The organism is Pseudomonas sp. NDM, from assembly GCF_003105095.1.
Classification (GTDB): domain Bacteria; phylum Pseudomonadota; class Gammaproteobacteria; order Pseudomonadales; family Pseudomonadaceae; genus Aquipseudomonas; species Aquipseudomonas moraviensis_A.
This window is the reverse complement of sequence record NZ_QETJ01000014.1, coordinates 1-16,770: the sequence shown is the minus strand read 5'-3', so window position 1 is coordinate 16,770 and position 16,770 is coordinate 1. Positions and strand designations below refer to the sequence as shown.

Here is a 16,770-nt window from a genome sequence, read left to right as displayed (position 1 = left end):
TGCCAACTTTTATCTGTCTGAAATAAATGGATATTTAGGCAGCTACCGTTTGTCGGGACGTTGGATCCAACCGATATTTGGATGCAACAAAATGTGTCGTCTTTTACATTTCCACAATGGCTCGCAGAAAAATGATGACGTGAGGAGTGACGGGTAATGGCCAATCAATATCGGAGTGCCGACTCCCGATGACGACCTGCGCAGTCACCCATCTGCGAAGGTATTAATCAATAAGCGCAGGAAGTGCGAAAGGCTTTGTATAAGAAATCGGGCTTTTTCGTTTCAGCGGATTTTCAGGCTGTCGAGCATTTCATGCGCTAGCTATCGATCGCTGAAGTGATCGAACGATGTCCCGGGATGATTGATCGGTAACATTTCCGGCGTGTTGATCAAACATATGCGGCGCACCAGGATAGACATGCAGCTCGACGGCAACACCGGTGCGGGACAGACGCATGGCGAATGCCACGTCCTCTTCCAGAAACAGATCCAGCGCCCCGACGGCCAGAAACGTCGGGGGCAGGTTACTCAAGTCCTCCTGCAGGGCCGGTGAGAACCAGCCGATTCGCGAGTCATCCAGCGCGTGGTTGCCGCGCAGGCACTGCCAGCAGAATTGGTTGGCTTGCGGCGGCCAGCCAATCACTCCGGTCGTACCGTTTTGGTGAGGCGAAGCAGAGCTGCCCGAGCGGTAATCGAGCATTGGATAAATCAGCACCTGGCTGGCGATGCAATATTCGCCGCGATCGCGCGCCAGGATCGCCAGCGCTGCTGCCAGACCTGCGCCGGCACTGTGCCCCATGACAATCACTTTGTCGGCCTCGATATTGAGCGCTTGCTGATGGGCGAAAACCCAGCCGAGGGCGGTGTAACAATCTTCGAGGGGAATGGGGAAGGGGTGTTCCGGGGCAAGGCGATAATCGACGGCGACGATGATTGCCGCGAGTTCGTCGGCGAGATCGGCCAGATAGTCATCGGCCATTTCCGGCCTGCCGAGGACGAAACCTCCGCCATGCAGATAAAGGATGACTGCCGGTTTTTTTTCCCGTGCCGCGCTGGCGGGCCGGTAGAGGCACAGGCGCAAACCCTCGCCGTCGTGGGCCGTTGTCCATAGGCTTTCACAGCGCGCTTGTTGTTCGGATTTGAATGTCCCGTGAACACGTTCTCGAATCGCCGGCAGCGTGTCCAGCGTCCAGGTTTCTGCGCCGGGAGTGAGAAAACTGTTGAAGTCGGGATCAAGCAGTTCATGTGCTTTCACGTTCTGCCTCTCTTTTTACGGATAAGCGGGCGCCCCGAATCGAAGCGCCGCTCCTGATGAAGTTACAGCCAGGCCTTGATCTGCGCGCAGACGGCCGGGGTCGAAATGCCATAGCGATCATGCAGCGTCGGCAGGGCGCCGGCGTCGAGGAAGGCGTCGGGCAAAGCGATCTGTCTGAAGGTAGGCGTCACGCCGTTGCGCAACAACAACCCGGCAACCGCTTCGCCCAAACCACCGATGATCGAGCTGTTTTCCGCGGTGACCACCAGACGTCCGGACTTGCGTGCTTCGGCGAGGATGGTTTGCTCATCCAAAGGCTTGATGGTCGGCACGTGCAGCACGGCCACATCAATGCCATCGGCCTGCAATTGCTTGGCCGCTTCCAGTGAACGCATGGTCATCAGGCCGGTGGAGATGATCAGCACATCATTACCGGTGCGCAGGGTCTTGGCCTTGCCGATCTCGAATTGGTAACCGTACTCGTCCAGCACCAGCGGCACATTGCCGCGCAGCAAGCGCATGTAGACCGGACCTTGGTGCGCAGCGATGGCCGGCACGGCCTGTTCGATTTCCAGCGCATCGCACGGGTCGACAATCATCAGGTTGGGCATGGCGCGGAAAATCGCCAGGTCGTCGGTGGCCTGGTGGCTCGGCCCGTAGCCGGTGGTCAGGCCGGGCAGGCCGCAGACGATTTTGACGTTGAGATTTTCCTCGGCGATGGCCATGCAGATGAAGTCGTAAGCGCGGCGCGAGGCGAATACCGCGTAGGTGGTGGCGAAGGGCACGAAACCTTCGCGCGCCATGCCGGCAGCAGCGCTCATCAGCAATTGTTCAGCCATGCCCATCTGATAGAAACGCTCCGGGTGCGCCTTGGCGAAGATGTGCAGGTCGGTGTACTTGGACAGGTCAGCAGAGAGCCCGACGATGTCCGCGCGCTGGTCTGCCAGTGCCGCGAGGGCGTGGCCGAACGGTGCCGAGCGGGTCGCCTGACCCTCGGAAGCAATCGAGGCAATCATCGCCGAGGTGGTCAGGCGCTTTTTCACCGGCTCGCCAGTAGAAGTCGAAGTCGAAGTGTTGGCGGCGTTGCTCATTGGTCTTTTCCTTCTGCAAGGTTGCTCAGTGCCAGGTCCCATTCGTGCTCTTCGACGCGAATGAAGTGGGTCTTTTCCCGGTTCTCCAGAAACGGCACGCCTTTGCCCATTTTCGTGTCGCAAATGATCACCCGCGGTTGATTGCCCGAATGCTGGCGTGCGGCATCGAAAGCAGTCACCAGTGCGTCAAGGTCATTGCCATCGACGCGCTGGGTGAACCAGCCGAAGGCTTGCCAGCGATCGACGATGGGTTCGAACGAAAGAATCTCGCTGGAATAACCGTCGGCTTGCTGGTTGTTCACGTCGACGATGGCGATCAGGTTGTCGAGCTTCCAGTGCGAAGCCGACATGACTGCTTCCCAGGTCGAGCCTTCATTCAGTTCGCCATCGGACAGCAAGTTGTAGACGAACGAGGACGAACCTTTGCGCTTGAGTCCAAGGCAAGCGCCGACCGCGATGCCCAGACCCTGACCCAGCGAGCCGCCGGTGATTTCCATCCCGGGCGTGTAGGCGGCCATGCCCGACATCGGCAGGCGGCTGTCATCCGAGCCGTAGGTTTCCAGCTCATCGAGAGGGATGATTTCGGCCTCGATCAGCGCTGCGTAGAGAGCGATGGCGTAGTGGCCGATGGAGAGATAGAAGCGATCGCGCTGCTCCCATTGCGGATCTGCCGGGCGATGGTTCATCGCATGAAAGTAAGAGACCGCCAGCAGATCAGCCGCGCCGAGGGCCTGACCGACGTAGCCCTGACCCTGAACCTGGCCCATGCGCAGCGCGTGGCGGCGAATGTTGTGCGCGCGTTCGGTCAGGCTCGGCGATACAGCGTGTGAAAGATTAGTTGTCATGATGAAACTCCGTTAACTCAACGATTGACCAAAGCGGCGGGAATGCGCAGGACCAGACTGGCGCCGAGGAACAGCACACCGGTGATCAGGTACATGCCGATGGCACTGGAGCCGGTCAGGGTGGTGATCCAGCCGATCAGATAAGGCGAACAGAAGCCGGCGAGGTTGGCGAAGCTGTTGACCGCCGCAATACCGGCAGCCGCCGACACCCCGCCGAGCAGCGTGGTGGGCAGCATCCAGAACAATGAGGTGGCGGACAAAATGCCCGAGGCGGCGAGGCACAGACTGAGGATCGACAAGGTCGAATTGCCGCCCATCATCGCTGCCAGGCTCAAGCCGATGGCCCCGGCGATCATTGGCACGATCAGGTGCCAGCGGCGCTCGCGATGTTTGTCACCACTGCGCCCGACCAGCAGCATGGCGGCGATGGCGCACAGGTAAGGCAGGCTGGTCAGAAAACCGATGTGCAGCGGATCGGAAACCCCCGCATTGCGCACCAGTGTCGGCAGCCAGAAGGTGATTGCGTATTGACCCATCACCACACAGAAGTAGATGGCCGCCAGCAGCCACAAGCGTCGGTCGCGGATGAACTCGCCGACCGAGGCGTGGGTGACCTTTTGCTGATCGTCTTCGGCCAATTCGCGAGTGATCAAGGCTTTTTCTTCGTCATTGAGCCAGGTCGCCTGATGCACGCCGTCCTTCAGATAGCTCAGCACCAGCAGGCCGACGACCACGGTGGGCACCGCCTCAAGGACGAACATCCATTGCCAGCCGGCCCAGCCATGCACGCCGGCAAAATGGTTCATGATCCAGCCCGAGAGCGGGCCACCGACCATGCCTGACAGCGGAATGGCGATGAACCACAACACCGTCATGCGCGCCCGCCGATAAGACGGAAACCAGTAGGTGAGGTAGAGCAGCAGGCCCGGCGCCAGACCGGCTTCGGCAATCCCCAACAGAAAGCGCAGGGCATAGAACTGCCAGGCGGTTTCGACGAAGGCGAACAGGGCCGACACGATGCCCCAGGTGATCATGATCCGCGCAATCCAGACTCGCGCGCCGACCTTGTGCAGGATGATGTTGCTGGGCACTTCGCAGAGGAAATAGCCAATGAAGAACACGCCGGCGCCCAGTCCGTAGACCGTTTCGCTCAGGGCCAGATCATTCATCATTTGCAGTTTGGCGAAACCGACGTTGACCCGGTCCAGATACGCGCACAGGTAGCACAGCATCAGGAATGGCATCAGGCGCCAGGCCGTTTTGCGATAGGCAGAAGAACGCACGGTCGAAACCGCTTCGAGCGACAGGGTAGTCATGATGGTCTGATCTCTTGTTTTTATTGACCGCCAGGCCATCAGGCCCGGCTGCGTCATCGATCCAGAACCGCACGGGCCACGCGGGCCCGCCCAGAGGTACTCAGTGAATCAGCATGCCGCCGTTCACATCGAGGGTGATGCCGGTCAGATAAGCGGACAGGTCGCTGGCCAGAAACAGCGCGGCGTTGGCAACATCCTGCGCTTGACCCAGGCGACCCAGCGGGATGCCTTCGATGATGGCGTGTCGACGTTCGTCCTGCATCAGGCCGCCGGTGATGTCGGTGTGAATCAGCCCCGGGGCGATGGAGTTGACCCGGATGTTGTCCGGCCCCAGCTCCCGCGCCATGGCTTTGCCCAGACCCAGCACCCCGGCCTTGGCCGCGCTGTAATGCGGGCCGCCGAAGATGCCGCCGCCGCGCTGGGCAGACACCGACGACATGCAGACGATGCTGCCGCGAGACTGTTGCCGCATCAGCGGAATCACCGCCTGCGACATCAGCAGTGTGCCGCGCAGGCTGACGTCCAGCACCTTGTCGTAGTCCGAAGGACGAATATCAAGGGTCTTCAGCGGTTGGGTGATGCCGGCGTTGTTGACCAGAATATCAATGCGCCCGAAGTGCTCGATGATGGCGGCGACGGCTTGCTGAACCTGCGCTTCGTCGGCCACGTTGGCCGCCAGGCCGAGATGACCTTCGCCCAGTGATGCGGCGGCGTCCCGCGCGGCGGCGGCATCGAGATCGAGAATCACCACGCGAGCGCCGTGTTGCGCAAACGTGGTCGCGGTGGCGCGGCCAATGCCACGGGCAGAAGCGGCACCGGTAATGATTGCGACTTTGTCTTGAAGAAGCATGGAGGAGGCCCTCGAATTGTTTTTATTGGGTCGGTCTGTGAAAAACCGATGACTCAGCTTGTCCTTCGAGGGGAGGGTGAGCAATAACGCGAAAATCACTCAATGCTGAAAAAAATTCAGCACTCGTCAGGCCTGCTCGCAGATGGTTGAATGAAACCGGTCCGTACATCACAAGAAACCACCACGGAGTCCCCATGCGTCCTGAGACTGAGGCACCTATCGTCCTGCCACCGCTGAAAGCAATTCAGGCCTTCGAACAAACAGCGCGCTTCGGCAATGTCGCCAGAGCGGCAGAAGTATTGGACCTGACGCCGTCGGCCGTCAGTCACCAACTGGCGAAACTTGAAGGGATGATCGGCCGGCAGTTATTTGTTCGCGCCGCTCGGGGTGTCTCCCTGACGCCGGTCGGCGAGCAGTACCTCAAGGAAGTCTCCGGCATTCTGCACAGCCTCGCCGTTGCCACTGAACGCGCGGCCAGCGACGTCAGCCTGGATTGCCTGCGCTTGCACTCGTCGCCCAGCTTCGGCCTGCTCTGGCTGATGCCGCGCCTGGAAGCGTTTCGCGCGAGTCATCCGGACATTCAGATCAATCTGTCGTGTTCCTATGAATCGCTGCACTTCAGTCGCGACAAGATCGACGTCGATATCCGCCATGGTCTGCCGAACTGGCCAAGCTATGAGGTGCGTACGGTCAGGAACGAAACATTCGCGGTGCTGACCTCACCGAAACTGCTCGCGCAACGACCGGTGCGCGGCGCGGCCGACCTGCTCGAATGTGACCTGATTTTGTCGGAAGCGACCCTGCTCAAATGGCCGCAATGGTTTGCCCAGCATGGTTTGGCGCGTCCGGAACGCCCTTACGCATTGAGCTTCGATCGTTCGTACATGTCGCTGGAAGCGGCGAGTCATGGCTTGGGTTTCGCGCTGGAAAGCACATTGCTTGCGCAGAAGTATCTGGCGGCGGGCACGTTGGTTGAAGTGGCGCCTGAGTCACTGAGTGCTGCGGTGGCAGCGCACCACCTAGTGTTTCCCAAGGCGCATTCGAGCTTTCCGCGTGTCCGGCGTTTTCTGGCGTGGATGGAGAGCGAATTGGGCCATGAATTCGCCTATTGAGTCGGAGTCAATTCTTTCAAACTCTCTGACGCGGCTAAGGTCAATCCATTACCGGTCTTGATCATTCACATCAGAGGTGAAGGAATGGATAACTACCACATCAACAAAAACCAGCAGCATTGGGAACTGGTCAAAGAGGGCGCGCAGCGTGCGTCCAAAACGGCTGAGACCAAAGCCGAGATCACCCAGATCGCCAGTGACTATCTGCAGGGTAAAACTGCCTCTCTGAAAATCCACAAAGAGGACGGCACGATCCAGGAAGAGCGCACCTTTCCGCGCGCCGCCGATCCGCGAAAAACCAAAGGCTGAGTCTGCGTATGGTCATTGCATGTCTGGGATGGGGGTCGCTGATCTGGAAACCGCAGGGTTTGCCGCTGGCGAGCGAATGGTTTGCTGATGGCAGCGCCAGGTTGGGGTGGTAATGATGAACGCTCGGCGCCAGGCGCAGATTGTCGCGATCTTTGACCAGTTGTTGGCACTGCGAGAAAGCGTGGACATTCTTCAGCATGTGGAGAACGGTAGCGTCGGGTCGCTTCGTGGCCATCAGACCGTGGACGCCCCCGAATCGCTGGATCTGGTGTTTCAAAAGCTGCATGAGGACATCGCCAGCATGGAGGAAACTTTGGCGACTATTGCCGAGGCTACCGGCGATGTGTCGAAGTTGTGAGGGTTTCGCGGGGTTGCCATGCAGAGATGATTTGCCTGATCTGACGCCTTCGCGAGCTAGCTCGCTCCCACAGGGTTTTTCATACGCCGCCTGATTGCTGACCCACCACGAACCCAATGTGGGAGCGAGCCTGCTCGCGAAGGCGGAGTGTCAGGCAACTGTGCATCAACTGACCGACTGCTATCGCGAGCAGGCTCACTCCTACAGGGTTTTCATACACCGCCTGATTGCTGACCCACCACGAACCTAATGTAGGAGTGAGCCTGCTCGCGAAGGCGGAGTGTCAGTCAACTTTGCATCAACTGACAGATTGCTATCGCGAGCAGGCTCACTCCTACAAGGGGGCTGGGTCTCTCATCACGCGCAGCGCATCCACCACCAGTGAAAACGCCGGCGACGGTTGGCGGCGGCTGGGGTAGTAGAGGTGAAAGCCGCCGAAGGGTTCGCACCAGTCTTCCAGGACCCTGACCAAGCGGCCTTCAGCCAGATGCGCGCCGAACTCGTCTTCAGGCAGATATGCAACCCCCAACCCGCTCACAGCCGCGTCGGCGATATGCACAGTCGAGTTGAACACCAGTTGGCCGTCGACCCGCACTTTCAGCTTCTTGCCCTGACGCTCGAATTCCCAGGCATCGACACCGTCGTAGGTTGGAAAGCGGATGTCGATGCAGCGATGCGCCGCCAGATCGCGTGGGTGTTGCGGGGCCGGGTGCCGGGCAAAGTAGCTAGGCGAAGCGACCACGGCCATGCGCAGTGGCGGTCCGATCGGCACGGCAATCATGTCCTGGGCGACGGTATCACTGAAGCGCACGCCTGCATCGAAGCGGTCGGCGACGATGTCGCGGAAACCATAGTTGATATCGAATTCGACTTTGATATCCGGGTATTGCAGCAGTAGCGGTGTCAGCTTGGGCAGCAGGGTGGTCTTGATGATGTTGTCGCCGCAAGTGATGCGCACCGTGCCGGCGGGCTTGTCGCGTAACTCGCTGAGAGCGTCGAGCTCGGCTTCGATTTCATCGAAACGATGGCCGACCGTGTGCAACAGCCGTTCACCCGCCGCTGTCAGTGACACGCTGCGTGTGGTGCGCGTTAACAGGCGAATCTTCAGACGTGCTTCGAGCGCCGAGACTACCTGGCTCACCGCCGATTGCGTCACGCCCAGTTGCACCGCCGCGCGGGTGAAACTGCCGGAGCGGGCTACGGTGACGAAGGCGAGCAGATCGTTGAAGTTGGGTTTGGCCATGGTGCGCGCTCGGGTTGATTGATTAGCAGCGTTTATAACCGCATTAAGCACTCATTAGCTAATCAAAGCCTGGAGCCTGCGCAACAATATCTCCATCCCGGCCTCGCCTGGTTTCTCGATCAAGGACGCCCCCATGAAACGACTGTTCGTACTGCTCGGGTTTCTCCTGAGTTCATTCACTGCATTCGGAGCTGACATGTCCCACGGTGCCGATAATTTCTTCAAAAGCGATAAGGTGACCGTGCAGAAGGTCCGCTTCAAAAACCAATATCAACTCACGGTCGTTGGCAACCTGTTCATGCCCAAAGGGCTGGATCCTGCAGCGCGCAGCGCAGCGATTATCGTCGGCCATCCGATGGGCGCGGTAAAAGAGCAGAGCTCCAATCTGTATGCGCAGAAACTGGCGGAGCAGGGCTTCGTCACCCTGTCGCTGGACCTGTCGTTCTGGGGCGAAAGCGAGGGCGCGCCGCGCAACGCCGTCTTGCCGGACATGTATGCAGAAGACTTCAGCGCCGCCGTCGATTACCTCGGCACACGGCCATTCATCGACCGCGAGCGCATCGGCGTGCTGGGCATCTGCGGCAGCGGCAGTTTCGTCATCAGTGCTGCGAAAATCGATCCACGTATGAAGGCCATCGCCACGGTCAGCATGTACGACATGGGCGCGGCCAACCGTGACGGCCTCAAGCACTCGCAAACGCTGGAGCAGCGCAAGCAGATCATTGCGCAAGCGGCCGAACAGCGTTACGCGGAGTTTACCGGCGGCAAAGTCGAATATACCGGCGGCACGGTGCTGGAACTGAAGGCCGACACGCACCCGATCCAGCGCGAATTCTTCGACTTCTACCGCACCCCGCGCGGCGAATTCACCCCGGCCAGTTCGACCCCGCAACAGACCACGCGGCCAACGCTGAGCAGCAACACCAAGTTCATGAACTTCTATCCGTTCGTCGATATCCAGAGCATTTCGCCGCGCCCGATGTTGTTCATCGCCGGCGCCGACGCACACTCCCGAGAATTCAGCGAAGAAGCGTTCCGGTTGGCTGGGCAGCCGAAAGAACTGGTGATCGTGCCGAATGCCGGCCATGTCGATCTGTATGACCGGGTTGATCTGATTCCTTTTGCCAAGCTGACACAGTTCTTCAAGAGCAACCTGAAGTAGCTTTCAGGCGACGGAGCAGAGGCATGCAAATCTTCGCGGGAATCTGGATGGGATGTGTGCTGATGCCATGGATGTCTTTTGCTCTGTCTGCCACTACCTCTGCGCAGGACACCACGATGTGGATGACTATCGGAAAACAGCGCTTTGCCATTGCCCTGGATGACAACCCGAGCACTCGGGAATTGCTCACGCGTTTGCCGCTGAGCCTGGACATGACCGACCTGCACAGCAATGAAAAATACGCCACCGTGCAGCCGCCATTGCCCACTCAGCCGTACCGGCCGGGCACCATCCACAATGGCGATTTTCTTTTGTATGGCGACGATACGTTGGTGGTCTTCTACAAAACCTTCGATTCGTCTTACCGCTATTCGCGTCTTGGTCGCATCGACCGGCCGCAGGGCCTCGCCGAGGCCTTGGGACGCGGCGATGTGCGGGTGACGTTCACTTCTGAAGAGTGAGGAGAGTCCTTGATGAATCGGAATACGCTGCATCAACGGCGCCTTCTTCGAGCCCTGGCCCTCGGCTGTGCAGTGCTCGCCAGTGCTGCCTGCGTGAATCCTCTTTGCGCCAATCCTTCCCGATCACCGGAGAAACCGATCATGAAAGAACAGCCTTTGACCCCTAAGCAACTGGCGATCGCCCCGATTGCCGCCAACACGGCCATCGGCGACATGCCGCGTTTGCACGACGCGCTCAATCGTGGCCTCGACGCTGGGCTGAGCATCAGCGAAACCAAGGAAATTCTGGTGCAGCTGTATGCCTACGCCGGCTTCCCGCGCAGCCTCAACGCCTTGTCCCTGCTGATGAAAGTCGTGGAGGAACGCGCTGCGCGGGGCATCGACGACGTGCCAGGACGCGAGCCCGGTCCGGTGCCGTCGGGGTATGCGCTCACCGAGCTCGGCACCGACAATCAGACCCGTCTGGTCGGCGCGCCAGTGTCCGGCCCGCTATTCGAATTCGCCCCGGCGATCGATCAGTTTCTGAAAGTGCATCTGTTCGGCGACATCTTCGCCCGCGACAACCTTGCATGGACGGATCGAGAGTTGGCGACTGTTGGTGCACTGGCGGCAATGGCTGGAGTGGAATCGCAGCTGGAGTCGCATCTGAAGATCAGTCTGAATGTGGGACTGACGGTCGAGCAGTTGCGTCAGGTGGCGCAGGAACTGGAGGCGCGCGGCGATTTGCAGGCTGCTGAGCGGGTGAGCGCGGGGCTGGACAAAATCCAGCGGTGAGGGCGGTTCGGATTCATCGCTGCCCTCTTAGTGCGATTCTAGTATTGCGCGCTGGCGCCGACTCGCTCCCGGCGAGTTTCCCGTGATGCGCTTGAACGCGCGACTGAACGCGGCCTGGGAGGTGTAGCCCAAGCGTTGCGCCACTTCTTCGATCGGCAGCCTTTCCAGCGTCAGCCACTGACTGGCCAGGCGCATTCGCAATTCGGTGGCGTAGCGCAGTGGCGGGGTGCCGAGGGTGGTCTGGAAGCGTTCGGCGAAGACTGAGCGTGAGGTGTTGCAGAGCGTTGCCAGTTCGGCGACGCTCCAGTCGCGGCCCGGTTGCTGGTGCAAGGCCAGCAAGGCCTGGGCCAGACGTGGGTCGCGCAGCGCGGCGACGAGACCGGAGGCATTGCCGCAAGCGCATTCGACCCAGCCGCGAACGATCATCGCAGCCACGACGTCGGCAAGGCGGGCGAGAATGCCGGCGAAGCCGATGCGCGCTGCGCTGACTTCGCGTTCCATGGTCGCGAGGATCGGCATGAGGCCCGGATAGCGCTGGCCGCCTGCGTCGATCAGCATCAGTCCCGGCATCAGCCGACCGAGGCCTTGCAGGCTGCCGAGTTCGAATTCCATGCAACCGCTGAAGAGCAGGGCGCTATCGGGCGAATCGGTGCTCTGCCCGACCTGAACCGCACAGACCGTGTCGCCGAGTGGCGCGGCAACGGCGCTGGCAATGTCCTGCACCTCGGCGCCGGGGTGTGACAGCAACTGATGCGCGGCACCGTGGGCGATGAATACCGCATTGCCCGCCGACAATTCGTACAGACTGCCGTCGTCAAGCTGCAACACCGTCGAGCCAGCGGCGACGAAGTGGAAATACGCATGGCCGGACTTGTCGCTAAAACCCAGGCCATATGGCGGACCGGCGTGGATCCGCCGGTATTGCACGCCACGCAGACGCATGCTGCGCAGCAACTCAGTGATGAGGTCCGAGGACAGTGAAAAGGGATCAGTGCTGCTCATGTTCGGGGTTTCGATCAAAAGTTCAAGACTGTGCATCATAGATCATCCGGTTTGCCACCCATAGACTGCGCTTTCGAAATGTCCGACGGAGTCTTGCGATGAATGATTGTGTATGTGACGGGCGATCCGCTGTGGGTGTGCGCGCTGACGAGGAGCCGCTGGTGCCGGCGTGGATGGCGGTGTTTTCACTCGCGATGGGGGTGTTCGGTCTGCTCACGGCGGAATATCTGCCGGCCAGCCTGTTGACGCCGATGGCGCTCGATCTCGGCGTGAGCGAAGCGTTGGCCGGACAAGCTGTGACGGTGACAGCGGTGGTCGCGCTGTTTGCCGGATTGCTGGTGCCAGGATTAACCCGCAGCCTTGATCGGCGCTTGGTATTGCTCGGTTTTTCGGCTCTGATGATCGCATCGAATCTGCTGGTCGCATTCTCGTCCAGCCTCGCAGTGTTGCTGATCATGCGAATCCTTTTGGGCATCGCCCTGGGCGGATTCTGGAGCATGGCGGCGGCCGTGGCGATGCGCCTGGTGCCGGCGGCGCTGCTGCCCCGCGCGCTGTCGATCATCTTCAGCGGGATCGCTGTGGGTACCGTGGTGGCGGTGCCGTTGGGCAGTTACCTCGGCGGGCAGTTTGGCTGGCGCAGTGCGTTTTTCGCAGCGGCGGCGGTGGGCGTGGTGACGCTGATGTTTCAACTGTTCACGTTACCGAGTCTGGCGCCGCACCGTCCGTCACGCCTGCGCACGGTACTGGAGGTTTTGCTGCGACCGGGTATTGCCATCGGCATGTTCGGCTGCGTGTTGGTGCACACCGGTCACTTTGCGTTGTTCACCTACATCAGGCCATTTCTGGAAAGCACCACCGGCGTCGGCCCGCAGACGCTGGCACTGATGCTGCTCGGTTTCGGCGTGGCGAACTTTGCCGGCACGCTGTTCGCCGGGTGGCTGTTGCAGCGCAGTCCACGGGCGACCCTGGTGCTGATGCCGGTGCTGGTGGGCGTTGCCGCTCTGGCGCTGGTCGGCTTCCCGGCCTCGGTCACCGGGCAGGCGGTGCTCCTGGCGCTCTGGGGGATGGCTTTTGGTGGTGTGCCGGTAGCGTGGTCGAACTGGGTGGCGCGTTCGGTACCCGATCAGGCCGAAAGCGCAGGCGGCATGGTCGTCGCGTCGGTGCAGTCGGCGATTGCCGCAGGCGCTGCCGCCGGCGGTTCGGTGTTCAGTTTCAGCGGCATCAATGGTGTGTTTGTCGCGGCCGGCATTCTGATGTTGCTGGCCGCGTTGCTGATAGCACTGAAGGTCAATGTCGACGTGCCGGAGCCGGGCTCGGCAGCGGTGCCGGTGCATCTGTGATTTGATCAGAGGGTGGTGCGAGTGGCGGCAATGTCCCAGGTTTGCATGATCTGAGTAATGGCAGCATCGATGCTTTCCAGCGCGGTGTTGTCTCTGGCGAGTATGGATATGCCTTGCAGGAAACTGTCGAATACCGTCGCCATCGCCGCCGAATTTGTGTCGCTGGCCAGCTCACCGGCACTCACAGCGCGCTCGACGCAGGCTTGAATTCCCGCGCGGGTGCGCTGGCGTGAGCGGGTCAGGGCTCGCACCACGTGGGCATTTTCCGGGCTTGGTGCGCTCATGACGCCCAAAGTGACCATGCAGCCCTTGGGATGCGCATCGTCGCACTGCATGCGTGCCGACTGGCGCAACGCGCTCTCGATGGCATCGCGCGGTGCCAGACTTTCGTCCCACAGGCATTCGGTGACTTGCGCGTAGGTTGTCAGATAACGCTGCACACATTCATCGAACAAGGCTTCCTTGGAACCGAACGCGGCGTAGAAGCTCGGCGCTGAAATCCCTCCGCCAAGTCCGGCCTTCAATTGGGCGAGCGATGTCGCGTCGTAGCCGTGTTGCCAGAACAGCTGCATGGCCTGATCGACAGCGTCGTCGCGATCAAACTGACGGGGGCGACCGGTTCTCGCCATGGCAAAGCTCCTCGTTGAATTCATATAAAGACTAGTCGATACAGAAATTGTTGACAACGCTCCTTGTGCGCGTTCAGGATCTAGATCGATCGGTATTTATATCAGCGAAGGCTTTTCAAGGAGTATCCCGTGACACCATCAATTACGTTGACAGCCACTCCAAAACGCCTGCCCATCGGCGCTTTGCTGGCGCTGGCGATGACAGGCTTCATCTGTATCGTCACCGAAACCCTGCCCGCCGGCTTGCTGCCGCTGATCAGCGAGGGTTTAACGATTTCGCCGTCCATGGCAGGGCAAATGGTGACCGCATACGCATTGGGGTCGGTACTGGCGGTGATCCCGATGACCATCGCCACCCGCGGCTGGCGGCGCCGCAATGTGCTGCTGCTGACGATCGTCGGCTTCCTGGTGTTCAATTCGATCACTGCGCTGTCGTCACACTACGGCGTAACGCTGGTCGCGCGCTTCTTCGCCGGGGTCGCAGCGGGGTTGGCGTGGAGTTTGTTGGCCGGCTATGCGCGACGCATGGTCGAACCCGAGCAGCAGGGCAAGGCACTGGCACTGGCAATGGTCGGTACGCCGATTGCGCTGTCGCTGGGCGTGCCGCTGGGGACGTGGCTCGGCGGGCTGGTCGGCTGGCGCAGCACATTCGGCCTCATGTCGGCGCTGACCCTGTTATTGATCGTCTGGGTGCTGGTGAAAGTGCCGGATTACCCGCCGCAACCGGCCCATCAACGCCTGCCGCTGCGCAACGTCCTGACCACCCCGGGCGTTCGCCCTGTGCTTGCGGTGGTGATCAGCTGGATGCTCGCGCACAACATTCTCTACACCTACATTGCGCCGTTCATTGCGCCGGCAGGAATGGCCGATCGTGTTGATCTGGTCTTGTTGGTCTTTGGCATTGCTGCGCTGGCGGGCATATGGCTGACGGCGAAGCTGGTCGAGCCGCTGCTGCGTACGACGGTCCTTCTGAGCCTTGCGACGTTTGCCGTCGTCTGCGTGGCGCTGGGTTTTGGCGGGGGTATGCCGGAGGTGATCTACGTTGGCGTGGCGGTATGGGGTTTGACCTTTGGCGGCGCGGCAACTTTGCTGCAAACCGCGCTGGCGGATGCGGCGGGCGACGGAGCGGATGTCGCCTTGTCGTTGAACGTGGTGGCGTGGAACAGCGCGATCGCTGGCAGCGGTGTCGTCGGCGGCGTGCTGCTCGATCGCTGGGGCGTTACCGCATTTCCGTGGGCCATGCTGGCACTGGTGGCTATCGGCTTCGCCATCGCCTGGGGTGCCCGGGCCCACGGTTTCAAGTCGGGCCCGCGCTCTGTCGGAGCTTCGGCAGTGGCGGCGCATTGAACCCCGCCATCACCCGTTTCTTTAAGCGCGCTTCGGCAGTTTCCAGTTCGGTCGGATGAAGTGGCAGGTGTAGCCATTCGGAATCCGCTCCAGGTAATCCTGGTGCTCGGGTTCCGCTTCCCAGAAGGGGCCGGCCGGTTCGATCTCGGTGACCACTTTGCCGGGCCATAGCTTCGAAGCGTCGACATCGGCAGCGGTGTCTTCGGCGACGGCGCGTTGCTCGTCGTTGAGGTAGTAGATCGCCGAGCGATAGCTCGGGCCAAGATCGTTGCCCTGACGGTTCGGCGTGCTCGGGTCGTGGATCTGGAAGAAGAACTCAAGGATCTGCCGGTAGCTGATCACAGCGGGATCGAACTCGATCTCGATGGCTTCGGCGTGGTTGCCGTGGTTACGGTAGGTGGCATTCGGCACATCGCCGCCGGTGTAACCGACGCGGGTTTTCAGCACGCCCGGGTAGCGACGCAACAGGTCCTGCATGCCCCAGAAGCAGCCGCCGGCGAGAATGGCAGTTTCGGTTTGAGTGGTCATGGTGTGTCCTTCCTCTCGGAGACGATGGGGATATGCATTGTTATGAGGGCGGGTTGAAAGAATCCAAGGGCGCGCTCATCAGAATCGACCACTCGCCCTCTGATCAAGCGACATGCAGACGACTGCGATCTCGTCAGAACGTATTCAACCAAAGCCAAAAAAAGAACGCAGCTTGCTCGGTGACTTGCGTTCGTAGAACGGTTTGGTCTCCTTGAGGAAGTAATCACTCAGCCCGGCCTCTCCGACCAGCACGCGACAAAAATCAACCGGTCCGCCATCTGGCGCTGTGTCCCCAGCGACGTTGCCGGCTTCGCGCATGACCTGCTCGATATCGCCATCTGCTTCGATGCCGACGATCAGGTGCGGTTTTTCATCGATCGAGGCGTCGTGCATCAGTGCCAGAAATGCGCGCTTCACGTTTGGATGTTTGGCCAGCAGTTGCGAGAGCGAGTGAACCATGGCCGATGGATAGTCCGAAGGTTGTCCAAGCAACACATTGGTTTCTTTCTCAACCGTGCGTTGCGTGGCGGGACGGCCGATTTCACCCGAGAGCAGGTGTTGCACTTCATCCGGGACGAACTCTTTGCCGTAGGGCGACTTGGGATTGAGGAAGAGCAACGCGCCCAACGTGATTTCGAACAGTGACCGGGCGGGGATCTCAACGTAGCTCTGCTCGCTGTCGATGGATTGTTGCAGTGTTGGCAGCGAGGAGAAGAACGGAATGACCGGCGTGCCATCGGGCTTCTGCCAATGGGCGATGCTGATGTTGCTGCCGGCTTCGAGATTGACATGGCCTTGAGCAGCACCCGCTGTGCCGAGGATGTAGACGGTGGAATCCAGAAGCGTGCGATAGAACTCTGGACGATGCGCGGGTTCGTCGGCGGCCAGTCGGAGTGATGTTTCCAGAGGGTTTTCTTGCGAAGTATCCATGAGATCAGTCCGTTATTTTCGATGGAATGCGATGATTATCCCGCCGCGACGAATATACCTGCATTCACGATGGGGCTTGTCTGAAGATTCCGGATGTAAGGACTTTCAGACACCAGAACCGGCGCAGTAAGTTGCGCTGCTCTACCCAGCACCACAAAACCAACTGTGGGAGCGAGCCTGCTCGCGAAGGCGTCGTGTCAGTCAACACTGATGTTGGA

The 16,770-nt window shown here is 60.3% G+C and carries 18 protein-coding genes; 8 read left to right on the top strand and 10 right to left on the bottom strand.

Annotated elements, in window-relative coordinates; genetic code table 11:
- Positions 1–310: 310 nt before the first annotated feature.
- From DCO47_RS05685 to DCO47_RS05665, 5 genes are all read right to left on the bottom strand, one after another.
- Complete coding sequence (locus tag DCO47_RS05685) at positions 311–1,255, bottom strand: alpha/beta hydrolase (protein WP_116657680.1); 945 nt, start codon at positions 1,253–1,255, stop codon at positions 311–313.
- 62 nt (positions 1,256–1,317) lie between these two features.
- Complete coding sequence (locus tag DCO47_RS05680) at positions 1,318–2,346, bottom strand: transketolase family protein (protein ID WP_116657679.1); 1,029 nt, start codon at positions 2,344–2,346, stop codon at positions 1,318–1,320.
- Positions 2,343–3,191 carry a transketolase gene (locus DCO47_RS05675; protein ID WP_064361839.1) on the bottom strand — a complete coding sequence of 283 codons (849 nt, stop codon included), beginning with the start codon at positions 3,189–3,191 and terminating at the stop codon, positions 2,343–2,345. Before DCO47_RS05675 ends, DCO47_RS05680 begins: the two co-directional genes overlap by 4 nt.
- Positions 3,192–3,208: 17 nt before the next feature.
- Positions 3,209–4,507, bottom strand: a complete 1,299-nt coding sequence (locus DCO47_RS05670; protein ID WP_042610267.1) for an MFS transporter — start codon at positions 4,505–4,507, stop codon at positions 3,209–3,211.
- Positions 4,508–4,607: 100 nt separating this feature from the next.
- Positions 4,608–5,357 carry an SDR family NAD(P)-dependent oxidoreductase gene (locus DCO47_RS05665; RefSeq protein ID WP_065617150.1) on the bottom strand — a complete coding sequence of 250 codons (750 nt, stop codon included), beginning with the start codon at positions 5,355–5,357 and terminating at the stop codon, positions 4,608–4,610.
- Between the two features lie 194 nt (positions 5,358–5,551).
- Here DCO47_RS05665 and DCO47_RS05660 point away from each other — a divergent pair, with 194 nt between their 5' ends.
- The 3 genes from DCO47_RS05660 to DCO47_RS05650 all read left to right on the top strand — a co-directional run bounded on the left by DCO47_RS05660 (position 5,552) and on the right by DCO47_RS05650 (position 7,136).
- Positions 5,552–6,469 carry a LysR substrate-binding domain-containing protein gene (locus tag DCO47_RS05660; RefSeq protein WP_042610269.1) on the top strand — a complete coding sequence of 306 codons (918 nt, stop codon included), beginning with the start codon at positions 5,552–5,554 and terminating at the stop codon, positions 6,467–6,469.
- 84 nt (positions 6,470–6,553) lie between these two features.
- The gene (locus tag DCO47_RS05655; RefSeq protein WP_042610270.1) at positions 6,554–6,778 is read left to right on the top strand and encodes a DUF2188 domain-containing protein; all 225 of its coding nucleotides are present in this window, start codon (positions 6,554–6,556) and stop codon (positions 6,776–6,778) included.
- Positions 6,779–6,893: 115 nt separating this feature from the next.
- The gene (locus tag DCO47_RS05650; protein ID WP_065617475.1) at positions 6,894–7,136 is read left to right on the top strand and encodes a hypothetical protein; all 243 of its coding nucleotides are present in this window, start codon (positions 6,894–6,896) and stop codon (positions 7,134–7,136) included.
- A gap of 334 nt (positions 7,137–7,470) precedes the next feature.
- On the opposite strand, the gene DCO47_RS05645 is transcribed toward DCO47_RS05650, so the two are convergent.
- The gene (locus DCO47_RS05645; RefSeq protein WP_116657678.1) at positions 7,471–8,379 is read right to left on the bottom strand and encodes a LysR family transcriptional regulator; all 909 of its coding nucleotides are present in this window, start codon (positions 8,377–8,379) and stop codon (positions 7,471–7,473) included.
- A 133-nt stretch (positions 8,380–8,512) separates the two neighbouring features.
- Between DCO47_RS05645 and DCO47_RS05640 the strand changes: the two genes are divergently transcribed.
- The 3 genes from DCO47_RS05640 to DCO47_RS05630 all read left to right on the top strand — a co-directional run bounded on the left by DCO47_RS05640 (position 8,513) and on the right by DCO47_RS05630 (position 10,776).
- On the top strand, positions 8,513–9,541 hold the full coding sequence (locus DCO47_RS05640) for an alpha/beta hydrolase (RefSeq protein WP_116657677.1): 1,029 nt from the start codon (positions 8,513–8,515) through the stop codon (positions 9,539–9,541).
- 122 nt (positions 9,542–9,663) lie between these two features.
- Positions 9,664–10,002, top strand: coding sequence for a cyclophilin-like fold protein (locus DCO47_RS05635; RefSeq protein WP_253277695.1), 339 nt, complete (start codon positions 9,664–9,666; stop codon positions 10,000–10,002).
- Between the two features lie 12 nt (positions 10,003–10,014).
- Complete coding sequence (locus DCO47_RS05630; RefSeq protein WP_083201983.1) at positions 10,015–10,776, top strand: carboxymuconolactone decarboxylase family protein; 762 nt, start codon at positions 10,015–10,017, stop codon at positions 10,774–10,776.
- Positions 10,777–10,803: 27 nt separating this feature from the next.
- On the opposite strand, the gene DCO47_RS05625 is transcribed toward DCO47_RS05630, so the two are convergent.
- Entirely contained in the window at positions 10,804–11,814 is a 1,011-nt protein-coding gene (locus DCO47_RS05625; RefSeq protein ID WP_116657705.1) for an AraC family transcriptional regulator, read from the bottom strand.
- Between the two features lie 62 nt (positions 11,815–11,876).
- Between DCO47_RS05625 and DCO47_RS05620 the strand changes: the two genes are divergently transcribed.
- A complete protein-coding gene (locus DCO47_RS05620; RefSeq protein ID WP_064361832.1) occupies positions 11,877–13,118 on the top strand; it encodes an MFS transporter in 1,242 nt (413 codons plus the stop codon).
- Between the two features lie 5 nt (positions 13,119–13,123).
- Here DCO47_RS05620 and DCO47_RS05615 read toward each other — a convergent pair whose 3' ends face one another.
- On the bottom strand, positions 13,124–13,747 hold the full coding sequence (locus DCO47_RS05615; RefSeq protein WP_116657676.1) for a TetR/AcrR family transcriptional regulator: 624 nt from the start codon (positions 13,745–13,747) through the stop codon (positions 13,124–13,126).
- 129 nt (positions 13,748–13,876) lie between these two features.
- On the opposite strand from DCO47_RS05615, the gene DCO47_RS05610 reads away from it, so the two are divergent.
- The gene (locus tag DCO47_RS05610; protein ID WP_116657675.1) at positions 13,877–15,094 is read left to right on the top strand and encodes an MFS transporter; all 1,218 of its coding nucleotides are present in this window, start codon (positions 13,877–13,879) and stop codon (positions 15,092–15,094) included.
- 21 nt (positions 15,095–15,115) lie between these two features.
- On the opposite strand, the gene msrA is transcribed toward DCO47_RS05610, so the two are convergent.
- Together msrA and sseB are read right to left on the bottom strand one after the other, a co-directional pair.
- The gene (msrA, locus tag DCO47_RS05605; protein ID WP_042610277.1) at positions 15,116–15,622 is read right to left on the bottom strand and encodes a peptide-methionine (S)-S-oxide reductase MsrA; all 507 of its coding nucleotides are present in this window, start codon (positions 15,620–15,622) and stop codon (positions 15,116–15,118) included.
- A gap of 144 nt (positions 15,623–15,766) precedes the next feature.
- The gene (sseB, locus tag DCO47_RS05600; RefSeq protein WP_116657674.1) at positions 15,767–16,552 is read right to left on the bottom strand and encodes an enhanced serine sensitivity protein SseB; all 786 of its coding nucleotides are present in this window, start codon (positions 16,550–16,552) and stop codon (positions 15,767–15,769) included.
- Between the last annotated feature and the right edge of the window lie 218 nt (positions 16,553–16,770).

Bases quoted from the DNA above. Each gene is read 5' to 3' on its own strand.
- DCO47_RS05640 (WP_116657677.1), top strand. From the start codon at position 8,513: ATGAAACGACTGTTCGTACTGCTCGGGTTTCTCCTGAGTTCATTCACT.
- DCO47_RS05650 (WP_065617475.1), top strand. From the start codon at position 6,894: ATGAACGCTCGGCGCCAGGCGCAGATTGTCGCGATCTTTGACCAGTTG.
- DCO47_RS05625 (WP_116657705.1), bottom strand. From the start codon at position 11,814: ATGCACAGTCTTGAACTTTTGATCGAAACCCCGAACATGAGCAGCACT.
- DCO47_RS05670 (WP_042610267.1), bottom strand. From the start codon at position 4,507: ATGACTACCCTGTCGCTCGAAGCGGTTTCGACCGTGCGTTCTTCTGCC.
- DCO47_RS05655 (WP_042610270.1), top strand. From the start codon at position 6,554: ATGGATAACTACCACATCAACAAAAACCAGCAGCATTGGGAACTGGTC.
- DCO47_RS05645 (WP_116657678.1), bottom strand. From the start codon at position 8,379: ATGGCCAAACCCAACTTCAACGATCTGCTCGCCTTCGTCACCGTAGCC.
- DCO47_RS05630 (WP_083201983.1), top strand. From the start codon at position 10,015: ATGAATCGGAATACGCTGCATCAACGGCGCCTTCTTCGAGCCCTGGCC.
- sseB (WP_116657674.1), bottom strand. From the start codon at position 16,552: ATGGATACTTCGCAAGAAAACCCTCTGGAAACATCACTCCGACTGGCC.
- msrA (WP_042610277.1), bottom strand. From the start codon at position 15,622: ATGACCACTCAAACCGAAACTGCCATTCTCGCCGGCGGCTGCTTCTGG.
- DCO47_RS05615 (WP_116657676.1), bottom strand. From the start codon at position 13,747: ATGGCGAGAACCGGTCGCCCCCGTCAGTTTGATCGCGACGACGCTGTC.
- DCO47_RS05665 (WP_065617150.1), bottom strand. From the start codon at position 5,357: ATGCTTCTTCAAGACAAAGTCGCAATCATTACCGGTGCCGCTTCTGCC.
- DCO47_RS05680 (WP_116657679.1), bottom strand. From the start codon at position 2,346: ATGAGCAACGCCGCCAACACTTCGACTTCGACTTCTACTGGCGAGCCG.
- DCO47_RS05635 (WP_253277695.1), top strand. From the start codon at position 9,664: ATGACTATCGGAAAACAGCGCTTTGCCATTGCCCTGGATGACAACCCG.
- DCO47_RS05675 (WP_064361839.1), bottom strand. From the start codon at position 3,191: ATGACAACTAATCTTTCACACGCTGTATCGCCGAGCCTGACCGAACGC.
- DCO47_RS05660 (WP_042610269.1), top strand. From the start codon at position 5,552: ATGCGTCCTGAGACTGAGGCACCTATCGTCCTGCCACCGCTGAAAGCA.
- DCO47_RS05620 (WP_064361832.1), top strand. From the start codon at position 11,877: ATGAATGATTGTGTATGTGACGGGCGATCCGCTGTGGGTGTGCGCGCT.